The organism is Mucilaginibacter auburnensis (assembly GCF_002797815.1).
Lineage (GTDB): Bacteria > Bacteroidota > Bacteroidia > Sphingobacteriales > Sphingobacteriaceae > Mucilaginibacter > Mucilaginibacter auburnensis.
In genome coordinates, this window is sequence record NZ_PGFJ01000001.1 from 1,701,257 (window position 1) to 1,720,408 (window position 19,152).

Below are 19,152 nucleotides of genomic sequence, written 5' to 3' on the forward strand. Positions count from 1 at the left end.
AATTGTACGTTTTTATTTTTGGTCTTTTCAAAAAAAATAACAACCTGACACATTAACGACTTGCTGTGTAATTGCTTTTTTACCTATTTTCACCTGCATAAACCAGTATTTTAAATACAAACAAAGAGCTGCGATGCAAGGTTACTTAATTATAAATAACCTATAACATTAAGCCGATATGGGAAAGAAACATGATACGTTTCCGGAAGAGCAGCCAGAAATGCCTGTTCCGGAAGAACGCCCGGAGATAACAGAACCTGCCGATCCGAAAATGCCTGAAATACCTCAGGAAGATCCGCAACGAGTTCCGGACGAGCTTCCGCCTCCCGAGTTGCCAAAGGAGGAGCCGGGTGTAATTTAAATTTATACACCATGAAGAATGAAAATAAATGGATACTTGGACTGGCTGCCGGAGTAGGTGCTGCCGGTTTAGCCTACGCGCTGTGGCCAAAAAATAAAATACCTAAAGACGCGGTAGTTTACCCGTTTGATAAAAATAAATATATCGGCCTGTGGAACGAAGTGGCCCGTTTGCCTAATGTGATCCAAAAAAACTTAAAGGATGTTAACGAGGAGTACAAACTCAATAAGGATGGCTCAATTCAGGTAACAACCCGCGCTTACCACATTGAAAAGAACAAGCCTGTTGAAGCTACAGGTAAAATGAAATTCAAAGGCTCACAAAAGGTTGCGCGCCTGGAAGTTGCCTACATGCTGCCTATTTATTTAGATTATAATGTAATAGGCATAGACGAAGATTATAAATACGCCCTTATTGCAGGTAATAGTTTGGATTACCTATGGATACTTTCGCGTGATGGCCAACTGCCTGACAATATTAAGTCTGCCTTTTTAGAAAAAGCCGCCAAACTTGGATTTAATATTGACAAGTTGCAATGGATGAGTTAATAAGAAAGGCATAACACTGCTTACTTTTTACCGGCCCAAGGAATATGAGATATTTATAAGCCGTAAAAAATAATTTAGTTAGTTTTAGGCCCTTTTTATAAACATATGCTAACGGTAGAGAAAATTGGCGGCACCTCTATGAGTGCCCTTGAAACAGTTATAAATAACATCATATTATTTAACAGAACCGGCAACGAACTATTTAACCGTGTGTTTGTGGTATCGGCTTTTTCGGGTGTTACTAACGTTTTGTTGGAGAACAAAAAAACCAAGGCTCCCGGTGTTTATCAAAAACTGGCCAACGGAGAAGATTATAAAACCGAACTTACCGCTGTTGCCGCTCAGCTTAAAGAGCTTAACAAACAATATGAGTCGCTGGGCTTAGACCTTGCTGCTGCTGATGCAGAGGTTGACCGCCAAATACAAACCGCCCTTACTTACCTGGAAGGCGCCGTTACCATGCTGGCTTCGGGATATTTGAATGAAGGTATTTTGCTGGCTTCAAGAGAGATATTGGCTTCTATAGGCGAGAGCCATTCGGCTTATGTGCTATCTGCCATCCTTCAACAAAAAGGAATAAACGCTGTGTTGCTTGATCTGGCCGGCTTGACAGATGCGCGTGCCTTAACCATTAGCGAGCGTATTAAAGATGCCTTTTCAAAAATAGATCTGAGTACTTGCCTGGTTATTGCTACCGGCTACGCAAAAGGTACAGAGGGTATTATGCGTGAATTTGACCGTGGCTACTCTGAAGTTACCTTCAGTAAAATTGCGGAGATATTGTTGCCTCAGGAGGCTATCATCCATAAAGAATACCACCTTTCAACCGCCGACCCGGGTTTGGTAGGCCTTGAAAATGTGCGTCCTGTTGGCCATACCAATTATGATATTGCCGACCAGCTTGCCGACGTAGGTATGGAAGCCATTCACCCTAAGGCTGCTAAACCTTTGGAGATGGCGGGTATACACCTCCGCATAAAAAACACTTTTGAGCCGGAACACCCAGGTACCTTGATCACTAAAGATTATGTATCTAACATAAAAAGGGTAGAGGTGATAACCGGTACTGATAAACAATTACTTGTTGATATTTACGACCCATTAATGACCGGCAACGTAGGTAGCGACCTTAAAATAATGAAGGCCTTTTATAACCATGGCATTAGCTATACTTATAAAGTTACCAGCGCTAACAGCATCAGCATTATTATTTGGGAGGCCGACCTTAAACAGGAATTGATAGACGAACTGCAAGCTAACTTTGAGCGCGTAACTACTGAGCCTGTTGCTATGGTATGTTTAATTGGCAGCAATATGGATCAGCCGGGTTTGTTGGCCAAGAGTGCCGCTGCATTGGCTAAGGCCGATATTAACATATTAAGCGCGGGAGTTGCAAAGGGCAAGGTTAACATACAGTTTGTGGTAGCTAAAGAACAGTTTAAACCGGCCATTATTGCACTTAACCGCGAGGTTGGATAAAACCTGTTTGTTTGCCGTTGTAAGTAAGCTTTTCTAACCTGAAAACCGAAAACGAAATAGTATTTTATGGGTGTTTTTTTCATTAACTTAAGTTAACTAATTGGGGATAAATGGTATTATTGCCGACCGATAATACACTTAAGTTGATGAAGAATTTTTTGGACGATGATTTTCTGTTAAGCACCAAAACGGCGCAAAAACTTTACCACGAGTATGCTGCAGATAAACCCATTATAGATTATCATTGTCATTTACCTCCTGATGAAATTGCTGTCGATAAGCAGTTTGCTAACCTAACCCAGATATGGCTGAAAGGCGACCATTATAAATGGCGTGCCATGCGTGCCAATGGCGTTAACGAAGCCTATATAACCGGAAATAAAAGCGATAGGGAAAAGTTTGAAGCATGGGCCGCTACTGTGCCCTACGCCCTGCGTAACCCGCTTTACCACTGGACCCATCTTGAATTACAACGTTACTTCGGAATAAAAGATATTCTTTCACCGGCTACTGCGGGGAGGATATATGATGAGTGTACTGAAAAGCTGCAATCGCCTGAATATAGTGTGCGTAGTCTGCTTAAAAAATGCAAGGTGGAAGTAGTGGGTACTACTGATGATCCGTTGGATAACCTGGCCGACCATATTAAAATAAAACAGGATGGCTTTGATGTAAAGGTATTGCCGTCTTTCCGTCCGGATAAGGCTATGAATGCTGATAATGTTGCCGTGCTGAATGAATACATTGATAAGTTGGAGCAGGTGGCTAATGTTACCATAACCAATCTGGATGAGTACTTGTCGGCTTTAAAAGGTCGTCATGATTATTTTGCGGCTAATGGGGGTAAACTGTCTGACCATGGTTTGGATTACGTTTATGCTGCCGATTATACGGAAGCTGAGATAACCAACATCTTCAAAAAAATAAGAAACAGAAGCGAAATTACTGCCGAAGAAAACCTCAAGTTTAAATCGGCTCTGTTGTATGAGTTTGCCCTTTGGGATCATGAAAAAAACTGGGTACAACAGTACCACGTAGGTGCTTTGCGCAATAACAATACCCGTGCGCTGGCTACTTTAGGGCCCGATACCGGTTGGGATTCTATTGGCGATTTTACCCACGGTAAAAGCCTTTCCAGGTTTCTGGATAAATTAGATACCGATAACCGTTTGGCTAAAACCATTCTTTACAACAACAATCCCGTAAATAATGATGTGTTTGCCTCTATGGCCGGTAACTTTAATGATGGTTCTGTAGCCGGTAAAGTACAGTTTGGTTCGGCATGGTGGTTTATGGATCAAAAGGAAGGCATGATCAACCAGCTCAACTCATTATCCAACATTGGTTTGCTGAGCCGCCTGGTAGGTATGCTAACGGATTCGCGCAGCTTTATGTCTTTCCCAAGGCACGAGTACTTCCGCAGAATATTATGCAACCTGTTAGGTAATGATATTGAAAATGGCGAATTGCCTAATGACATTGCCTGGACCGGTAAAATAGTGGAGGATATATGCTACAATAATGCTCGTGAGTACTTCGGGTTTTACGAGTAGTTGAGGCGTAATTATACATACTCATAAAGAAAATTACCCCTTGTAAATGCTTTGGCGGGCTATTTGTTATAGTTATGCTAAACCATTTACTGTTATGAATAGCATTAATCAACAACAACCCGAAGACAACCACAAAGACCTAAACGGCCCTGAAGCCGTAAGTAAGATAAAAGAGCTGGCCGACAAGAGTACCTGCTTTTTTTGCAGCAATATTAAAACGGGCATTCCTTTTTCTACCCGCCCTATGCAGGTGCAGCAGATAGATGAGCAGGGTAACTTTTACTTCCTGTTTGCTAATGATAGCCATACTTACCAGGAAATACAGGCCGATCCATTTGTACACATGCTGTTTAAAGGTTCTGAACATTCAGACTTCCTGAACATTTACGGCATTGCCGAAGCCAGTCGTGATGAAGCCAAAATTGACGAATTATGGGACCCGCTGATGAAAACATGGTTCACCGAAGGTAAAGACGACCCACGCATTGCCGTACTAAAAGTTGAACCAAGCGAAGGTTACTATTGGGATAACAAACACGGTAACGCCGTTGCCTTTGTTAAAATGGTAGTAGGTGCAGCCATTGGCAAAACACTGGATGACTCGGTAGAGGGAAAAGTGGAGGTGTAGGTTTTTAGAAGCAGGAGTTAAGAGCCAAGAATTAAGACGCAATTGATCACCCTCCACCGTCATTGCGAGGTACGATGCAATCCCCTATAGACAGGTAGCCCGCTGTTAATCTGTTGGACAGCCTATCCTTCAGAGATTGCATCGTACCTCGCAATGACGGTTTTTTTTGTCTGTCTGTTTTGTTGGAGGAACTGGAATAATGCCCAATGCCCAATGCCCAATGCCCAATGACCAATGACTAATAACCATCGACCATTGACTATTGACAATGGACTATCGCCTAAGCCCCCACCAGCCAATCTCCCAAGTCCCAACCTTCATCATGCTGTTGCGGGGTGGCGTTTCGCTCCAACATATCATCAACCTTAAAAATAGTACCGGGTAAAAGCAGCTGGAGGTTATGGGCTTTTTGCTGCCATACATCATAAGCCTTTACATCAGGATAGAGCATTACCCTGCGGCCTTTTAATAGTTGGCATTGTGCAGCATTGAGGTTATGCAACCCACCAGTAGCCAGCCACAGGTATTGCGGTAAATGCAGGGCAGCTAATAGCGCTGTTTTTTCGCTCTCAACAATGGCTATGGGCTTATTGGGGTGTTGATCTATCAAATGCAAACCAAACAGGCACTGACTTAAGTAATAGCCTGCATACAGTTTTTTATGCATCCAATGTATGTGATTGTAGGGCTGTTTAACGCGCTTGCCGGTTTGGGCATTGTAGAGCATTATTTTACCAGTTCGAGCACGTTGCTGCTCATCTATCTGCCAAAAAACGGTTGCACCGGGCCAATGGTTGGTGGTGCCAACGCGGTAGGCTTTCAATACATCTGCCACATCATCAGCATTAAAAAAACTATTGAGCCATTGCACAAGGTTGTTTTGCCCATAGTTGTTAAGGGTGGCCAAAACATCCTGCGTGGCTATGGTTGATGGGTTGATGTTAGGCAGAGTAACCAATGGGTCAACCGGATGATGCTCATTGCAAACGCCCGCTTCGGGGTGGTTGGTAAAGTACTGTTTTGGCGTGTAGTGGTAGCCGCAGTTGTTTTCGCGGCTGCAACGCCCTACCATGTGTGCCAGTTGTTGCCCGCTTTGCGTATCAATATAACGCGTAAAGCTGCGTGGCGTGCTGCATTGCGGGCAAGCGTACCTGCTTGCAGGTGTTTTATAGGGTTGTAATTGGTAACGGTGTATGTTGGTTGTCATGTGGTTATTGGTCATTAGGCATTGGTCATTGGCATTAGGCATTGGTCATTAGGCATTGGAGGTTTTACCGCAATGAAAGTGGTAGGAGAAGTGTCTCGTCTGTCTCGGCTTGTCTCACTTTTTAAAACCGAGACACTTCGAGACAAACCGAGACAGTGGCGATGTTTATATTTCTGAAAAGCGCACAGGCAACAGGGAAATCGCTTATAAAAATTTTGGCCTTCGCAGTTTTGTGCTAAAGCCTTTTTTTATTTCAATTTCTCCGTTGGCTAAAGCCAACGGCAACTAAAAGCGGCTTTTTAAGTTCATTGCCGTCCCCTTTAGGGGGCGGACTATCGAAAACAGACACGTGGCTTTAGCCAAATTATCAAAAAGTTAAAAGCGATTGACCTGGCACAGACAATAACTATATATTACTTTATTTATATTTTGATATGATAAGAGATGGGTGTATTTACATCACCATTAATAAAAATGCACACCGTTATATATATGGGTGTTACATTTAAATACTATTAAGCGTAGCGGAACACAAAACAAGGCTTATGCTACAAGTTTTATTGCTAAGTGTAATTATAAAAAGTTAGTGTATTAGTGTTTTGCTTATCGCTTCAAAGATTGCCTGGTGCCTTACAGTAACGTTGGGGAGCGTGTCTCGAAGTGTCTCGGTTTTGCAAGTAAAGACAGTTCGAGACAGCCGAGACAGTAATCAGGCTTTTAGTGTACGCTCTACTTTACCTCGAGATATTTCCAACAATGCCGCAATTTCGCGAATAGACTTGCCTTGCTCATGCAACTCATTAACTTTGGTTTTTAGGTACTCTTTATCTTCCGGCGATCGTTCCTTCAAATGTTCCCACTCACGGCTGTAGCCAACAAAATCAAACTGTAAAAAACATTGGGGTTTGGTAATTTGGAAAAGGCATACATTATCCTCGCCATAAATTTCTTCGGTATTGCGTTGTTTTATTTGTTTAAGGTAGCGCAGGCTGCGGTCTTTCTGGCTCTCGCCAATGCTAAAGGCGCTATCGCAAAAGTTCATCAGCATTTTACTGCCTTGCAAATCATTACGTGTTATGGGGCGTGAGGGGTCTCGTTTAGGCGTATGGGCCAATACCAGTATACTTAAATTATACTTGCTTTTCATTTGCTTTAAGTGCTTCATCAGCGGTAAAGCATCTTTGGCCTTTTCGGTCTCGTTACTTAAATAAGTAATATTATCAATTATAAGTATATGCGCCTGAGTGTCTTCTACTGCTTTTTGTAGTGATAGGTAAAGGTAATCTTCAAAACTTAAGTTGCCTGTTGGCGATGCGTTGTCGTGGTCAATTTCGGCCCTTACAAACAAAGGCGACCATTGGTGGCGTAAACCCTCTGTGTTTTGGTAGCGGTGCTGAAACTGTTTTTTACTCAGCTCAAAATCAAAATAAACAACTGCTTGCGCAGGCGTTTGTAAGGTAAGCGGCGCAATGCTTTTGCCATGACTAATACTATTGCCAATTTGAACGGCAAGTATTGATTTGCCCAAATTGGTATCAGCAAACAGGATGCAGAGTTCGCCCTCGTGCCAAAACTCGCCAAAAAGCATACGGCTTTCGGGTTCGGTAAGGGCATCGTCCATCCAGTCGTCAGCACTGCGCAGCACAAATAAGCCGGCGTTTTGAGGTTGGTTTTTTTCATTCATTAACAGAAGTGCCTGTTCTTCCGCATACGCCAGAATTTGCGCTTTGGTGATGCCCGTTGCGGGCTGCGGGTGTGGTTGGTTAGAATTTAACATGTATAAAAATTAAAATATGTGGCTTGCAGCAGGGCCAAACAGGCAAAGAGTTATGCCTTATAAGATGAGTTTGCGGCCCTATGGCCCCAAAGTTACAGTGCTTATTTTAATAAAGTGGTGACACAAGTGTGTCAGTAGATTATTTTTTAGAAGTAGGAGTTAAGACGCAGGAGTTAAGAAGTAAGAGTTAAGAACCAAGAATTAAGACGCAATTGATCACCCACACCGTCATTGCGAGATACGAAGCAATCGCCTATAGACAGGTGGTCCGCTGTTAATCTGTTGGACAGCCTATCGCTTCAGAGATTGCTTCGTACCTCGCAATGACGCTCTGAGAAAGCTCTTAACTCCTGCTTCTTAATTCTTGTCTCTCTTATAAAATCCCTGCCTTCTCTAACTCCGCTTCCATTTGCTGCTGAATGGAAAGGGCTTCGGCGCGGGCGGCTTCGGCAAAGTCGGGGCCGTTGGAGGCGTAGATGATGGAGCGCGACGCGTTAACAATCAGGCCGCAATCTTTAGTGATGCCGTATTTACAAACATCGGCTAAGCTGCCGCCTTGCGCACCAACGCCCGGCACCAGCAAAAAGTTATCGGGCGCGTATTGGCGTATGGCGGTAAACTCGGTGCTTTTGGTAGCGCCAACCACATACATCAGCCTATCGGCACCGGCCCATGTGTTGGCTTTTTTAATTACGGTTTCGTAGAGCAGGCCCTCGTTAGTCTCCAGGTATTGAAAATCTTTACTGCCGATGGATGAGGTAAGTGCCAGTATAATGATCCACTTACCATCGTATTTTAAATAAGGCGTAATGCTGTCATTCCCCATATAGGGTGTAACAGTAATAGCATCAAAGCTCATGCCTGATGATTTTTCATCTAAAAAAGCTTGCGCGTATTTATCGCTGGTATTGCCAATATCGCCACGCTTAGCGTCAATAATACTTAAAATATCTTTGGGCAGATACTCCCACGTAGCTACCAGGCTTTGCAACCCTTTAACGCCCATGCACTCATAAAAAGCAGAGTTGGGTTTGTAAGCAACGCAGAGGTCTTTTGTAGCATCAATAATGCGTTTATTGAACTCAAAAACAGGGTCGGGGTAGTCTAATAAAAATTGGGGTATTTTGTTAATATCGGTATCAAGGCCTACGCATAAAAAAGAGCGTTTTTGTTTTATTTGGTCAATTAGTTGCTGGCGCGATATCATATCAACAGGAAATTTAAATTATTGAAGGCCAAAAAAACTAAAAAATAGGCTAAGTGTTATTGCATTGTACATTTTTTTTCAAAAAGTTTGTTTTATAAAAATTATTAATTACAATTGCACTGTTTTCCTGAATTTTTCTTGCACTAAAGAAACAAATTTTAAATCCCACGTTTTATAGTTAATAATTTGTCCGGGTTTAAATGTTGAAAAACAAGCTGCAGATTAAATTTCTTAAGTAATTGACTATTCCGCTAACCTTCGGTTAACGGGAGATTTAAGCAAAAATAAGCTCTTATAGCCAAAAAATGCGTATACATAACGCTTACACATACAACACACACACAACAAGAATCCCCTTTTGAAGTAATTCATATATGTTTGATAAAACCGAATTGAACGATAAGCTCGTGTCTGAGCTACGCGAAATTGCAAAGAGTTTAGGCATTCCCGATGCTGACGAACTACGTAAACCGCAATTAATATCTGGCATTGTTGAAATGGAGCAGCTTATTGAAGCAGCCCGCCAACAGCAAGCAATAGTAGAAGATAACTACAAACCCATAAATGCCCCTGCCGATGAAGCAGGCGATAAACCACGCAAACGTAACCGCGTGGTAAAAGGTGCAACAAAACCTAAAGTTGAAGTTCCTTTAGATGATGCCAGTTTGTTTGACGTTGAAGAAGAACCGGCTGCTCATGATGATGAAGAAACAGCAACAGAAGCAGCACCGGTTGTTAGCGAAGAGGAAACACCGGCCCCTGTTGCAGCCGGAGCAAACACAGAGAGCCGCCCGCAAAAGTTTGAGCGTGAGCGCAGGCCTAACAACCAGCCTAAGCAACAACAGCAGCAAGAGCCGGCCATTAACCTTGATTTTGACAACGTTATTGTTAACGAGGGGGTATTAGAAATTATGCCTGATGGTTATGGTTTCCTTCGCTCGTCAGACTATAACTACTTAACCTCTCCTGATGATATTTACGTATCACAGTCGCAAATAAAACTATTTGGCCTAAAAACAGGCGATACCGTACGCGGTAGCATCCGTCCGCCAAAAGAGGGCGAGAAATACTTCCCGTTAGTTAGGGTAGAAGCCATTAACGGCCGTATACCAGCCGAGGTGCGCGATAGGGTTCCGTTTGACCACTTAACTCCGTTGTTCCCGTCAGAGCGTTTAAATTTATTTACTGACGGTGGTAATTATTCAACCCGTATAATGGACCTGTTCTCACCAATAGGTAAAGGTCAGCGTGGTTTAATTGTGGCGCAGCCTAAAACAGGTAAAACCATGTTGTTAAAGGATGTGGCCAACGCCATAGCCAAAAACCATCCGGAAGTATATTTAATTATATTACTGATTGACGAGCGTCCTGAGGAGGTTACCGATATGGCTCGCAGCGTACGTGCCGAGGTTGTATCATCAACATTTGATGAGCCTGCCGAGCGTCACGTAAAAATAGCCAATATAGTTTTAGAAAAAGCTAAACGTATGGTTGAGTGCGGTCATGATGTGGTTATACTGTTAGACTCCATTACCCGTTTGGCCCGTGCATACAATACAGTTGCCCCGGCATCTGGTAAAATATTGTCGGGTGGTGTTGATGCCAACGCGTTACACAAGCCTAAACGCTTTTTTGGTGCGGCCCGTAACATTGAGGATGGCGGTTCATTAACCATTATAGCAACGGCCCTTACCGAAACAGGCTCAAAAATGGATGAGGTTATTTTTGAAGAGTTTAAAGGTACCGGTAACATGGAGCTGCAACTGGATAGAAAACTTTCAAACAAACGTATTTTCCCTGCTATAGATATTACCGCATCAAGCACACGTAGAGACGATCTGTTATTAGACCGCGATACCCTGCAACGCATCTGGATTTTGCGTAATCACCTGGCCGATATGAACTCGTTAGAGGCTATGGAATTTTTACAAAGTCAGATAAGGGGCACAAAATCTAATGAAGAGTTCCTTATTTCGATGAATTCTTAATAGTTTTGGGGTTAGAGATTAGTTGATTAGAGATTAGACTGGAGATTAGTGAAATACATAAAGAAGAAACTAATCAACCAATCTCTAATCAACTATCAATAATTTAACACAGAATTAAGGTATTAGCCGTAGCTTAGCGCCAGCAATGAGGAGAAGAGTAAGAAAACACATTCCTAATTTTATCACCTGTGCCAATTTGTTTAGTGGTTGTGTGGGGATAGTGTTTGCTTTTCAGGAGAACTTGTTAGGGGCTGCTTATGCCATATTCCTTGCAGCCATATTTGATTTTTTTGATGGCTTTGCCTCCCGGGTGTTAAAATCCTTCTCTACCATAGGTAAAGACCTTGATTCGCTGGCCGATATGGTTAGCTTTGGCGTGCTGCCTTCCATCATACTTTATCAGCTGTTTTTACAGGCACCGCAAATTGATAAAGTGAGTACCTTTTTAAACTTCTCGGCCTTTTTAATACCCGTTTTTTCGGCTTTAAGGTTAGCCAAATTTAATACTGATACCCGCCAGGCCGAAATATTTATAGGCTTACCAACACCGGCTAACGCCATTTTAATAGCATCCTTCCCGCTTATAATTGACCAATATCCTACGCTGTCAAGGTATATTTTAAACCCTTATGGCTTAGCGGTTTTTGTGGTGGTGATGAGTGGTTTGCTCGTAGCGGAAATGCCGCTAATGTCGCTAAAATTTAAGAATCGCGATTTTCAAAGGAATATTTACCGTTATTTATTGCTGCTGTTTTCGGCAATATTGATACTATTTTTTAAATTTGTGGCTGTTCCGGTGGTGATATTTTTTTACATCACTTTGTCAATAATTCAATTCAAATTTGCAAATGATCGTATTGTAAGCTCAAAAAAATAATTATAGCTTATAATACCTCATTACCATTTAAAACACATAAATCAATGAAAACGTTCCAGGCTGAAATAGATGTAATGCCAAAAAAAGAAATTCTTGACCCACAAGGTAAAGCTGTAACCGGAAGTATGAAAAACTTAGGTTTATCAGAAATTCAGAATATACGCATTGGCAAACACATCTCTTTACAAATTGAAGCCGAGAGCGAGCAGGTAGCAAGCGAGAAAGTTGAACAGGCATGTAAAAACTTGCTGGCCAACTTAATTATGGAAAGCTACAGCTTCAAAATAGAGCAGGTTTAAACACCTGCTTCTTCTTTAAATTTTAATAGTTTTTCTATGTTTTGGGCTATGTTGTCCTTAACCTGATTAAATGTTCCCCTAACCTCGGCTTCATCAGGCGCGCCTTTTTTGCAGCTTAACTCAACTTGTTGCACCAGTGCCTGGCTTTCTAACATGCCAAAAAATCCTAATGTTGATTTCATTTTATGAGCAGCAGAACCAGCCGTAGCCCAGTCTTTAGCGTTCATGGCATCATCAACCTGTTGAATTGACTCTGGTGTTTGTTGCAAAAACATATCAATAGAATCAACTATAAACTCGGTGCTACCGTCAGCAATTTCGTTTAGTAATGAAAGATCAAGGTCTGGTCCGGGTTGAATTTCTGGCATAATAAAGTTTAACTGAGCAAAATTATAATTTTTTTACTACCAAATCGTCGTTGAGCTCGTTTTTCAACGCCACTATAGTTTTGTTAAGTACCGGATGCATAAAGTTGGGCGCTATTTCGGCAAGTGGTTCTAACGTGAACCTACGTTTTTGTAGCTGTGGGTGGGGGATGGTAAGGTTATCCTGTTCAATAATATCATTATTAAAAAACAATATATCTATATCAATCAATCTTGATCCCCATTTTTCAAAACGTTTGCGCCCTAATTGCAGCTCTATCTCCAATATTTGGTTAAGTACGGTATTTGCAGGCATTTTGGTTTTTGCGGTAATTACCTGATTGAGGTAGTCGGGTTCATTTTCACGCCCCCATGATTGAGTTTCGTATACAGATGACTGTTGCGTAACCTCACCAACCTGCAAAGCTATTTGAGTAATGGCCTGTTGCAGCAGCAGTTCCCTTTGGCCAAGGTTGCTTCCCAGTAATAAAAAAACGTTATTCATTGTTGTAACAAATATAGTTGGCTCCGCTCTTAATAATGATTTAGTAACTTGCCTTTTATTAAGTTTGCATAGATATATTAATAATATTAAATGAAGCAATTTTTCAAGTTTGTATTAGCAACAATTTTCGGTATAGTAATTTCTTTCGTCATCCTGTTCTTTATTTTGGTAGGCATCATTGCTTCAGCAGGTGGAGAGAAAACAGTTACTGTTGACGCTAACTCAATACTTTACATATCACTTCAAAAAACAATAGAAGAACGCACCCCTGATAATCCATTAGGCGGACTGGATTTTTTAGGCTTGGGCAGCGACAAGGCTATAGGTTTAAAGGATATACTGGCCAATATTAAAAAAGCTAAAACGGATGATAACATAAAAGGAATTTTCCTTGATGAAAGCTATATGAGTTCGGGGCAGGCCACCACCGAGGAAATACGCAATGCGCTTATCGACTTCAAAAAATCGGGTAAATTTATCATTGCATATAGCGAGGTTTATACCAAAGGATTTTACTACCTGGCATCGGTAGCCGACAAAGTTTACCTTAACCCTAAAGGTATGGTTGAATTTGATGGCTTTAATTCTGATGTTACTTTTCTGAAAGGAGCATTGGATAAGTTGGGTATTGAAGTTCAGGTAATAAAAGTAGGTACATTTAAAAGCGCTGTTGAGCCTTATGTTTTAACTAAAATGAGTGATGCCAACCGCCTGCAGGTTACATCATACGTTGGCTCTTTATATGATCATTATCTATCAGGTATAGCTAAAAGCCGTGGCATCAATAAAGACTCACTATTTAAGTATGCTGATAACCTTACAATCAGAGAGCCGGAAGATGTTGTTAAATATCGTTTGGTTGATGGCCTTAAATACAAAGACGAAATAATAGCAGAACTTAAAAAACGTACAGGCACCGGTGATAAATCAGATTTAAGCTCAGTTGATCTGGGCGATTATACCAACGCGGCAGAAACCGATAAAGACACCGAAACTTCTACCAACCGTATAGCGATGGTTTATGCTTCAGGGGAAATTTCCGGTGGTGAGGGTAATGACAATACCATTGGTTCAGAAACCTTGTCGAAGGCCTTGCGCAAAGTCCGTTTGGATGATAAGGTTAAAGCTGTTGTGTTGAGGGTTAATTCTCCCGGTGGCAGTTCCCTGGCATCAGATGTTATCTGGCGTGAGGTAATGTTAACACGCAAAGTAAAACCTGTTATTGTTTCAATGGGTGATATGGCAGCGTCAGGCGGCTATTATATTGCCTGTGCAGCCGATTCTATTTACGCGCAACCTAATACTGTAACGGGCTCAATTGGCATATTTGCCGTATTGCCTAATATGCAAAAGCTGTTTAATGATAAATTGGGAGTAACTTTTGATAATGTAAAAACAGGAAAGTACGCAGATATGGGCTCGGTTGATCGTCCGCTTACTGCTGACGAAAGGGCAATTTTACAGGCACAGGTTAACAGGGGGTACTATGATTTTACCAAAGCCGTAGCCGACGGCCGCCATAAAACGCGCGCGTATATTGACAGCATTGGCCAGGGCAGGGTGTGGACCGGAAGCCAGGCTTTGAAAATAGGTTTGGTTGACCGTTTGGGTAGTATTAATGATGCAGTAAAATCTGCCGCAAAAATGGCTAAGTTGAAAAAATACCGGGTGGTTGATTATCCTGAACAAAAAAACGTACTAAGTAGTCTTAGCTCCAGCCTGAGTGCAAGTGTGCGCGAAAACGCTGTTAAAGCAGAGTTAGGCGAGCAATACAGTATCTACAAACAAATAAAGGGCGTTACGCAAATGATGCGTGTTCCGCAGGCCCGTATGCTTTATAGCGTTGAAATAAAGTAGCTTACGTTAGTTTTTTAACAAGTGTTGCAACAAACAATTGCCCTGCTTGTTAGTACTATGAAGTAAGCGGCAGCTTTTGTACTTTTACCGCTCTCAGCTAAATTATGGAAAACAAAGCCATAGCACGTAAACTTCGATTGCTTTCGCAGTTGATGGAACTGCACGATGAAAATCCTTTCAAAATAAAATCGGTTGCTAACGCCGCCTTTAAAGTGGATAAGCTGCCTTTTAAACTGGCTGAGAAAGATCCAACTGAAGTGGAAAAAATTGATGGCATAGGCAAAAGCTTAGCCGGAAAGATAGCCGAGTTATTACAGACAGGCACCATAGCCGAAATGGATACCCTGATCAATAACACTCCACCGGGAGTAGTTGAAATGATGGGTATAAAAGGCATCGGTCCAAAAAAAGTTGCAGCTATATGGCGCAATATGGGTATTGAAACGGTTGGTGAGCTATTTTACGCCTGCAATGAGAACCGCCTGATAGAAGCAAAAGGTTTCGGTTTAAAAACCCAACAAGATATATTAAAGGTGATTGAGTTTGTTATGGCCAGCCATGGCAAATTCCTGTACGCGCAAGTTGAGCCAGAAGCTAAAATGCTGATGGATGAACTAAAAAGTATTTTTGCTAATAACCTTATCGAATTTGCCGGAGAATACAGGCGCAAATGCGAGATCATCAACGAATTGGTAATTGTTGTAGGCACACGTGATGTGGAGGTAGCAGCCGGTACTTTATTAACTTTATCTTTACTTAGCAATATTGAGCGTGAGGGCGATTGCATTAACGCTGTAACGGCCTCCGGTCTTAAAGTTAAGATATACGTGGTGGAGAGGCGCTATTTTTACACAACGCTCTTCATTAAAACCGGAGACGATGAGCATGTTAAAGCAGTAACAGAGCTGGAGGTAGAAGAATCAGACCAACCGGAAAGCGAACTACTGATCTACCAAAAATCAGGCTTAACCTACATTCAGCCGGAGTTGCGGGAAGGCAAAACCTTTATTGAAAAGGCCGCTGCTGACAAGTTGCCAACGTTAATTACTTTTGCTGACCTGAAAGGTTCATTGCATAACCACAGTAACTGGAGCGATGGCGTAAACACGCTACAGGAAATGGCTGCTTATTGTCGTGATACCTTAAAGCTGGAGTATTTAGGGATATCAGATCACAGCAAGACTGCGGTGTATGCTAAGGGCCTAAGCATCGAGCGCGTATTGCAGCAGCACGAGGAGATAGAACATTTTAATAAAACACAAACGGGGTTCCAAATATTTAAAGGCATTGAATCGGATATTCTGAGCGATGGATCGTTAGATTATCCGGAAGATATATTAAAACGTTTTGATTTTATTGTGGCATCCATCCACTCAAATATGAAAATGGATGAAGAAAAAGCTACTGCCCGTTTAATCAAGGCAATTGAAAATCCGTATACAACCATATTGGGGCATCCAACCGGGCGGCTTTTGTTGGCACGTGGCGGATATCCCATCAACTACAAAAAAGTTATTGATGCTTGTGCAGCCAACAACGTGGTTATTGAAGTAAACTCCAACCCGTTGCGTCTTGATCTTGACTGGCGCTGGCACCAGTATGCCCTTGATAAAGGCGTTTGGTTGTCTATTAATCCTGATGCTCACCGTAATGAGGGTTTCAACGACATGCATTACGGGGTATTGGCTGCCCGTAAAGGCGGGTTATATAAAGAAAGGTGTTTGAATGCACTTTCTTTGCCTGAAATAACGCAATTCTTTAAAACTAAAATATTAACCGAATCCGCAATAAATGCTTAAAGAAAAAGTACTTAAGGTACGCAATACTAAGCAGGTACCTACCATTTTGGTAATAGGCGACCTGATGGTTGATCATTATATATTTGGCAGTGCAACCAGGCTTTCTCCGGAGGCACCTGTGCCTGTGGTAAATGTAAAAAATGAAACTGTTACGTTGGGTGGTGCAGCAAACGTAGCACAGAACTTAATATCATTGGGTGCAAAGGTTGAATTAGCAGGTATTGTTGGAGACGATGTCTCGGGCGCTCAGTTAAAGGATATATTAAACGCAGAAAGCATACTGACGGATTGTATTGTTACGGATAGTAAACGACCTACCACGGTTAAAACCCGCGTAATGGCAGGGAGCCATCAGTTGGTTAGGGTTGACAGGGAAATTACCGATGCTGTTGATGCTGACCTGGAAAATGAGCTGGTTAATAAATTAAGCGGAAGCATAGAAAAAGCAGATATAGTGATCTTCTCGGATTACAACAAAGGCTTGTTTTCGCATACACTTACGCAAAAATTACTTGACGTTGCAAAAGCTAAAGGTAAAAGGGTAGTGGTTGATCCTAAAGGTTTGAATTATGCTAAGTACAATGGCGCTTACCTTATCAAGCCCAACCGAAAAGAGTTGACCGAGGCCGCCAAGTTTGAAAAAATAAAAGGAATTGATGACCTGCAACAAGCGGCTAAAATTATTTTTGATCAAACGCAAACAGATTACCTGGTTATAACCTTATCAGAAGAGGGTATGGTAATATTGAGCGAGCTTGCTTATAAATTATTGCCCGTTAAAGCTACCGAAGTTTTTGATGTTACCGGAGCTGGTGATACAGTACTTGCCGTAATTGCATATTTCTTAGCTTTGGGCTTTGATGTTGAAGAGGCTTGCGAGTTAGCTAACCATGCCGCCGCTATTGTGATAAGGCGTGTTGGAAGTGCCTCAACAACAATTGACGAAATATTAAATGATATGGCTGAATAGCCTTTGGTTTTGAATATGATAACAGCGCAACTTTGGGAGCATTTGCAAACCCTTGAAAAAGTTATTGATAGTTTAGTGCCTGATATTGAGAAGGCCTGTAATATGGTTAATAATACCATTTCAAACGGTGGTAAAGTGCTCATTGCGGGCAATGGTGGCAGCGCGGCAGATGCGCAACATATTGCGGCGGAGTTAAGCGGCAGGTTTTTAAAGGAAAGAAAAGCGCTGCCGGGCATTGCATTAACAACAGATACATCTGCACTTACTTCAATTGCTAATGATTATGGATATGCCTATGTTTTTTCCCGTCAGGTAGAGGCTTTGGCTCGTCCCGAAGATCTTTTTATAGGTATATCAACCAGTGGTAACAGCGAGGGTATTTTGAATGCATTCAAATCCGCTCAGGAAGTAGGTTGTGCTACATTGGGTTTATCCGGTCGAGATGGTGGAAAAATGAATGAACTATGTGATCTGAATATTGTTATCCCATCTGACGTTACAGCACGTATTCAGGAAATGCACATTACCATTGGTCATATTCTTTGCAAGTCGGTTGACGATCTTTTTTAATATTATATCTATCTATGAGAACTCAGTTAGAACATACTCTACTTAATAAAATAACTGATATAGCTTCCTTAAAACGGAAGATAGCCATGTGGAAATTTCAGGGTGAGAAGGTTGTTTTTAGTAACGGTGTGTTTGACCTGCTACATACCGGCCATATTACTTACCTCACAAAGGCTGCTGAGTTAGGTGAAAGATTGATAATTGGTTTGAATACCGATAGTTCTGTAAAGCGCCTAAAGGGTCCTGAACGGCCAGTTAATGATCAGAATAGTCGTGCACTACTACTGGCTGCCCTGTTTTTTGTAGATGCTATTGTGTTGTTTGATGATGACACGCCCCTCAACCTCATAACAGAGTTACAACCCGATATTTTAGTTAAAGGCGCCGACTATACCATTGACAAAATTGTTGGCGCAAAAGAGGTTTTAGCTAACGGCGGTGAGGTGAAAACTATTGATTTTGTTGATGGATTTTCTTCTACATCTATCATACAAAAAATCAAAGGTAACTTAAGCTAAAGCGCAGTTAACTTAAATGTTTATCTTTGGCTTTGCTATTAATTATGGTTAGCCAAAACTGCAACAAAATATTTGAACAGGTTATTACAGACTATCATCAGTTTAATGATATTGACCTGGTCCCTCAAAATCCTTTCCAAACAGGTACTTTAGAAAACCTTTTGTATGACAAATGCTGGATAGATACAGCGCAATGGCATATGGAGGATGAAATACGCAATCCGTCAATTGAACCAGGGGCCGCCGTTCAATGGAAACGACGCATAGATAAATCAAACCAGGATCGTACCGATATTGTAGAGGTTATAGATGACTATTTTTACACCAAATATCAAAACATCCAACCTAAAGAGTCTGCCAGGTTCAATACCGAAAGCCCGGCCGGAGCAATAGACCGTCTTTCAATATTACAACTTAAAATATACCACATGCGCGAGCAAGCCGAGCGTACGGATATTAGCGAAGAACAACGTGAAAAGAATACCACTAAGCTTGACATTTTGTTGCAACAGCGCGAAGACCTTTCGTTAGCTATTGATGAGTTGTTGGAGGATATAGAAAAAGGGGATAAGTATATGAAGGTGTACAGGCAAATGAAGATGTACAATGACCCTGATCTCAACCCCGTGCTTTACAAAAAATAA

19 protein-coding genes are annotated in these 19,152 nt (G+C 41.7%); 14 read left to right on the forward strand and 5 right to left on the reverse strand.

Annotated features, from left to right (window positions below; genetic code table 11):
- Positions 1-178: 178 nt before the first annotated feature.
- The 5 genes from CLV57_RS07585 (at position 179) to CLV57_RS07605 (ending at position 4,569) form a co-directional block, all read left to right on the forward strand.
- A complete protein-coding gene (locus CLV57_RS07585; protein WP_100340709.1) occupies positions 179-361 on the forward strand; it encodes a hypothetical protein in 183 nt (60 codons plus the stop codon).
- A gap of 11 nt (positions 362-372) precedes the next feature.
- A complete protein-coding gene (locus CLV57_RS07590; protein ID WP_100340710.1) occupies positions 373-909 on the forward strand; it encodes a lipocalin family protein in 537 nt (178 codons plus the stop codon).
- A gap of 105 nt (positions 910-1,014) precedes the next feature.
- The gene (locus CLV57_RS07595; protein WP_100340711.1) at positions 1,015-2,388 is read left to right on the forward strand and encodes an aspartate kinase; all 1,374 of its coding nucleotides are present in this window, start codon (positions 1,015-1,017) and stop codon (positions 2,386-2,388) included.
- Between the two features lie 146 nt (positions 2,389-2,534).
- Complete coding sequence (uxaC, locus tag CLV57_RS07600; protein WP_100341340.1) at positions 2,535-3,941, forward strand: glucuronate isomerase; 1,407 nt, start codon at positions 2,535-2,537, stop codon at positions 3,939-3,941.
- A 94-nt stretch (positions 3,942-4,035) separates the two neighbouring features.
- Complete coding sequence (locus tag CLV57_RS07605) at positions 4,036-4,569, forward strand: pyridoxamine 5'-phosphate oxidase family protein (RefSeq protein ID WP_100340712.1); 534 nt, start codon at positions 4,036-4,038, stop codon at positions 4,567-4,569.
- A 280-nt stretch (positions 4,570-4,849) separates the two neighbouring features.
- On the opposite strand, the gene CLV57_RS07615 is transcribed toward CLV57_RS07605, so the two are convergent.
- The 3 genes from CLV57_RS07615 to pyrF form a co-directional block, all read right to left on the reverse strand.
- Positions 4,850-5,776: a DUF6371 domain-containing protein gene (locus CLV57_RS07615; protein WP_157799095.1), complete on the reverse strand. Its 927-nt coding sequence runs from the start codon at positions 5,774-5,776 to the stop codon at positions 4,850-4,852.
- A 709-nt stretch (positions 5,777-6,485) separates the two neighbouring features.
- Positions 6,486-7,553, reverse strand: coding sequence for an AAA family ATPase (locus CLV57_RS07620; RefSeq protein WP_211290033.1), 1,068 nt, complete (start codon positions 7,551-7,553; stop codon positions 6,486-6,488).
- A 373-nt stretch (positions 7,554-7,926) separates the two neighbouring features.
- Positions 7,927-8,757, reverse strand: coding sequence for an orotidine-5'-phosphate decarboxylase (gene pyrF / locus CLV57_RS07625; protein WP_169927080.1), 831 nt, complete (start codon positions 8,755-8,757; stop codon positions 7,927-7,929).
- Between the two features lie 377 nt (positions 8,758-9,134).
- Here pyrF and rho point away from each other — a divergent pair, with 377 nt between their 5' ends.
- The 3 genes from rho to purS all read left to right on the forward strand — a co-directional run bounded on the left by rho (position 9,135) and on the right by purS (position 11,924).
- Entirely contained in the window at positions 9,135-10,748 is a 1,614-nt protein-coding gene (rho, locus tag CLV57_RS07630) for a transcription termination factor Rho (protein WP_100340716.1), read from the forward strand.
- Positions 10,749-10,893: 145 nt separating this feature from the next.
- Positions 10,894-11,625, forward strand: coding sequence for a CDP-diacylglycerol--serine O-phosphatidyltransferase (gene pssA, locus CLV57_RS07635; RefSeq protein ID WP_100340717.1), 732 nt, complete (start codon positions 10,894-10,896; stop codon positions 11,623-11,625).
- A 44-nt stretch (positions 11,626-11,669) separates the two neighbouring features.
- Positions 11,670-11,924 carry a phosphoribosylformylglycinamidine synthase subunit PurS gene (gene purS / locus CLV57_RS07640; protein WP_100340718.1) on the forward strand — a complete coding sequence of 85 codons (255 nt, stop codon included), beginning with the start codon at positions 11,670-11,672 and terminating at the stop codon, positions 11,922-11,924.
- Here purS and CLV57_RS07645 read toward each other — a convergent pair.
- On the reverse strand, positions 11,921-12,292 hold the full coding sequence (locus tag CLV57_RS07645; protein WP_100340719.1) for an Hpt domain-containing protein: 372 nt from the start codon (positions 12,290-12,292) through the stop codon (positions 11,921-11,923). The two genes, purS and CLV57_RS07645, sit on opposite strands and share 4 nt — an antisense overlap.
- A 22-nt stretch (positions 12,293-12,314) precedes the next feature.
- On the reverse strand, positions 12,315-12,794 hold the full coding sequence (folK, locus tag CLV57_RS07650) for a 2-amino-4-hydroxy-6-hydroxymethyldihydropteridine diphosphokinase (protein WP_100340720.1): 480 nt from the start codon (positions 12,792-12,794) through the stop codon (positions 12,315-12,317).
- Between the two features lie 90 nt (positions 12,795-12,884).
- Between folK and sppA the strand changes: the two genes are divergently transcribed.
- The 6 genes from sppA to CLV57_RS07680 all read left to right on the forward strand — a co-directional run bounded on the left by sppA (position 12,885) and on the right by CLV57_RS07680 (position 19,152).
- Positions 12,885-14,651 (forward strand): signal peptide peptidase SppA, encoded by a 1,767-nt coding sequence (gene sppA / locus CLV57_RS07655; protein ID WP_100340721.1) that lies wholly within the window; start codon positions 12,885-12,887, stop codon positions 14,649-14,651.
- A gap of 104 nt (positions 14,652-14,755) precedes the next feature.
- Positions 14,756-16,450 (forward strand): DNA polymerase/3'-5' exonuclease PolX, encoded by a 1,695-nt coding sequence (locus tag CLV57_RS07660; protein ID WP_100340722.1) that lies wholly within the window; start codon positions 14,756-14,758, stop codon positions 16,448-16,450.
- Positions 16,443-17,420, forward strand: coding sequence for a D-glycero-beta-D-manno-heptose-7-phosphate kinase (rfaE1, locus tag CLV57_RS07665; protein WP_100340723.1), 978 nt, complete (start codon positions 16,443-16,445; stop codon positions 17,418-17,420). The genes CLV57_RS07660 and rfaE1 overlap by 8 nt, the downstream gene beginning before the upstream one ends.
- A 15-nt stretch (positions 17,421-17,435) precedes the next feature.
- A complete protein-coding gene (locus CLV57_RS07670; protein WP_100340724.1) occupies positions 17,436-17,990 on the forward strand; it encodes a D-sedoheptulose 7-phosphate isomerase in 555 nt (184 codons plus the stop codon).
- Positions 17,991-18,004: 14 nt separating this feature from the next.
- Entirely contained in the window at positions 18,005-18,508 is a 504-nt protein-coding gene (gene rfaE2 / locus CLV57_RS07675) for a D-glycero-beta-D-manno-heptose 1-phosphate adenylyltransferase (RefSeq protein ID WP_100340725.1), read from the forward strand.
- Between the two features lie 26 nt (positions 18,509-18,534).
- Positions 18,535-19,152: a DUF4254 domain-containing protein gene (locus CLV57_RS07680; RefSeq protein WP_317044574.1), complete on the forward strand. Its 618-nt coding sequence runs from the start codon at positions 18,535-18,537 to the stop codon at positions 19,150-19,152.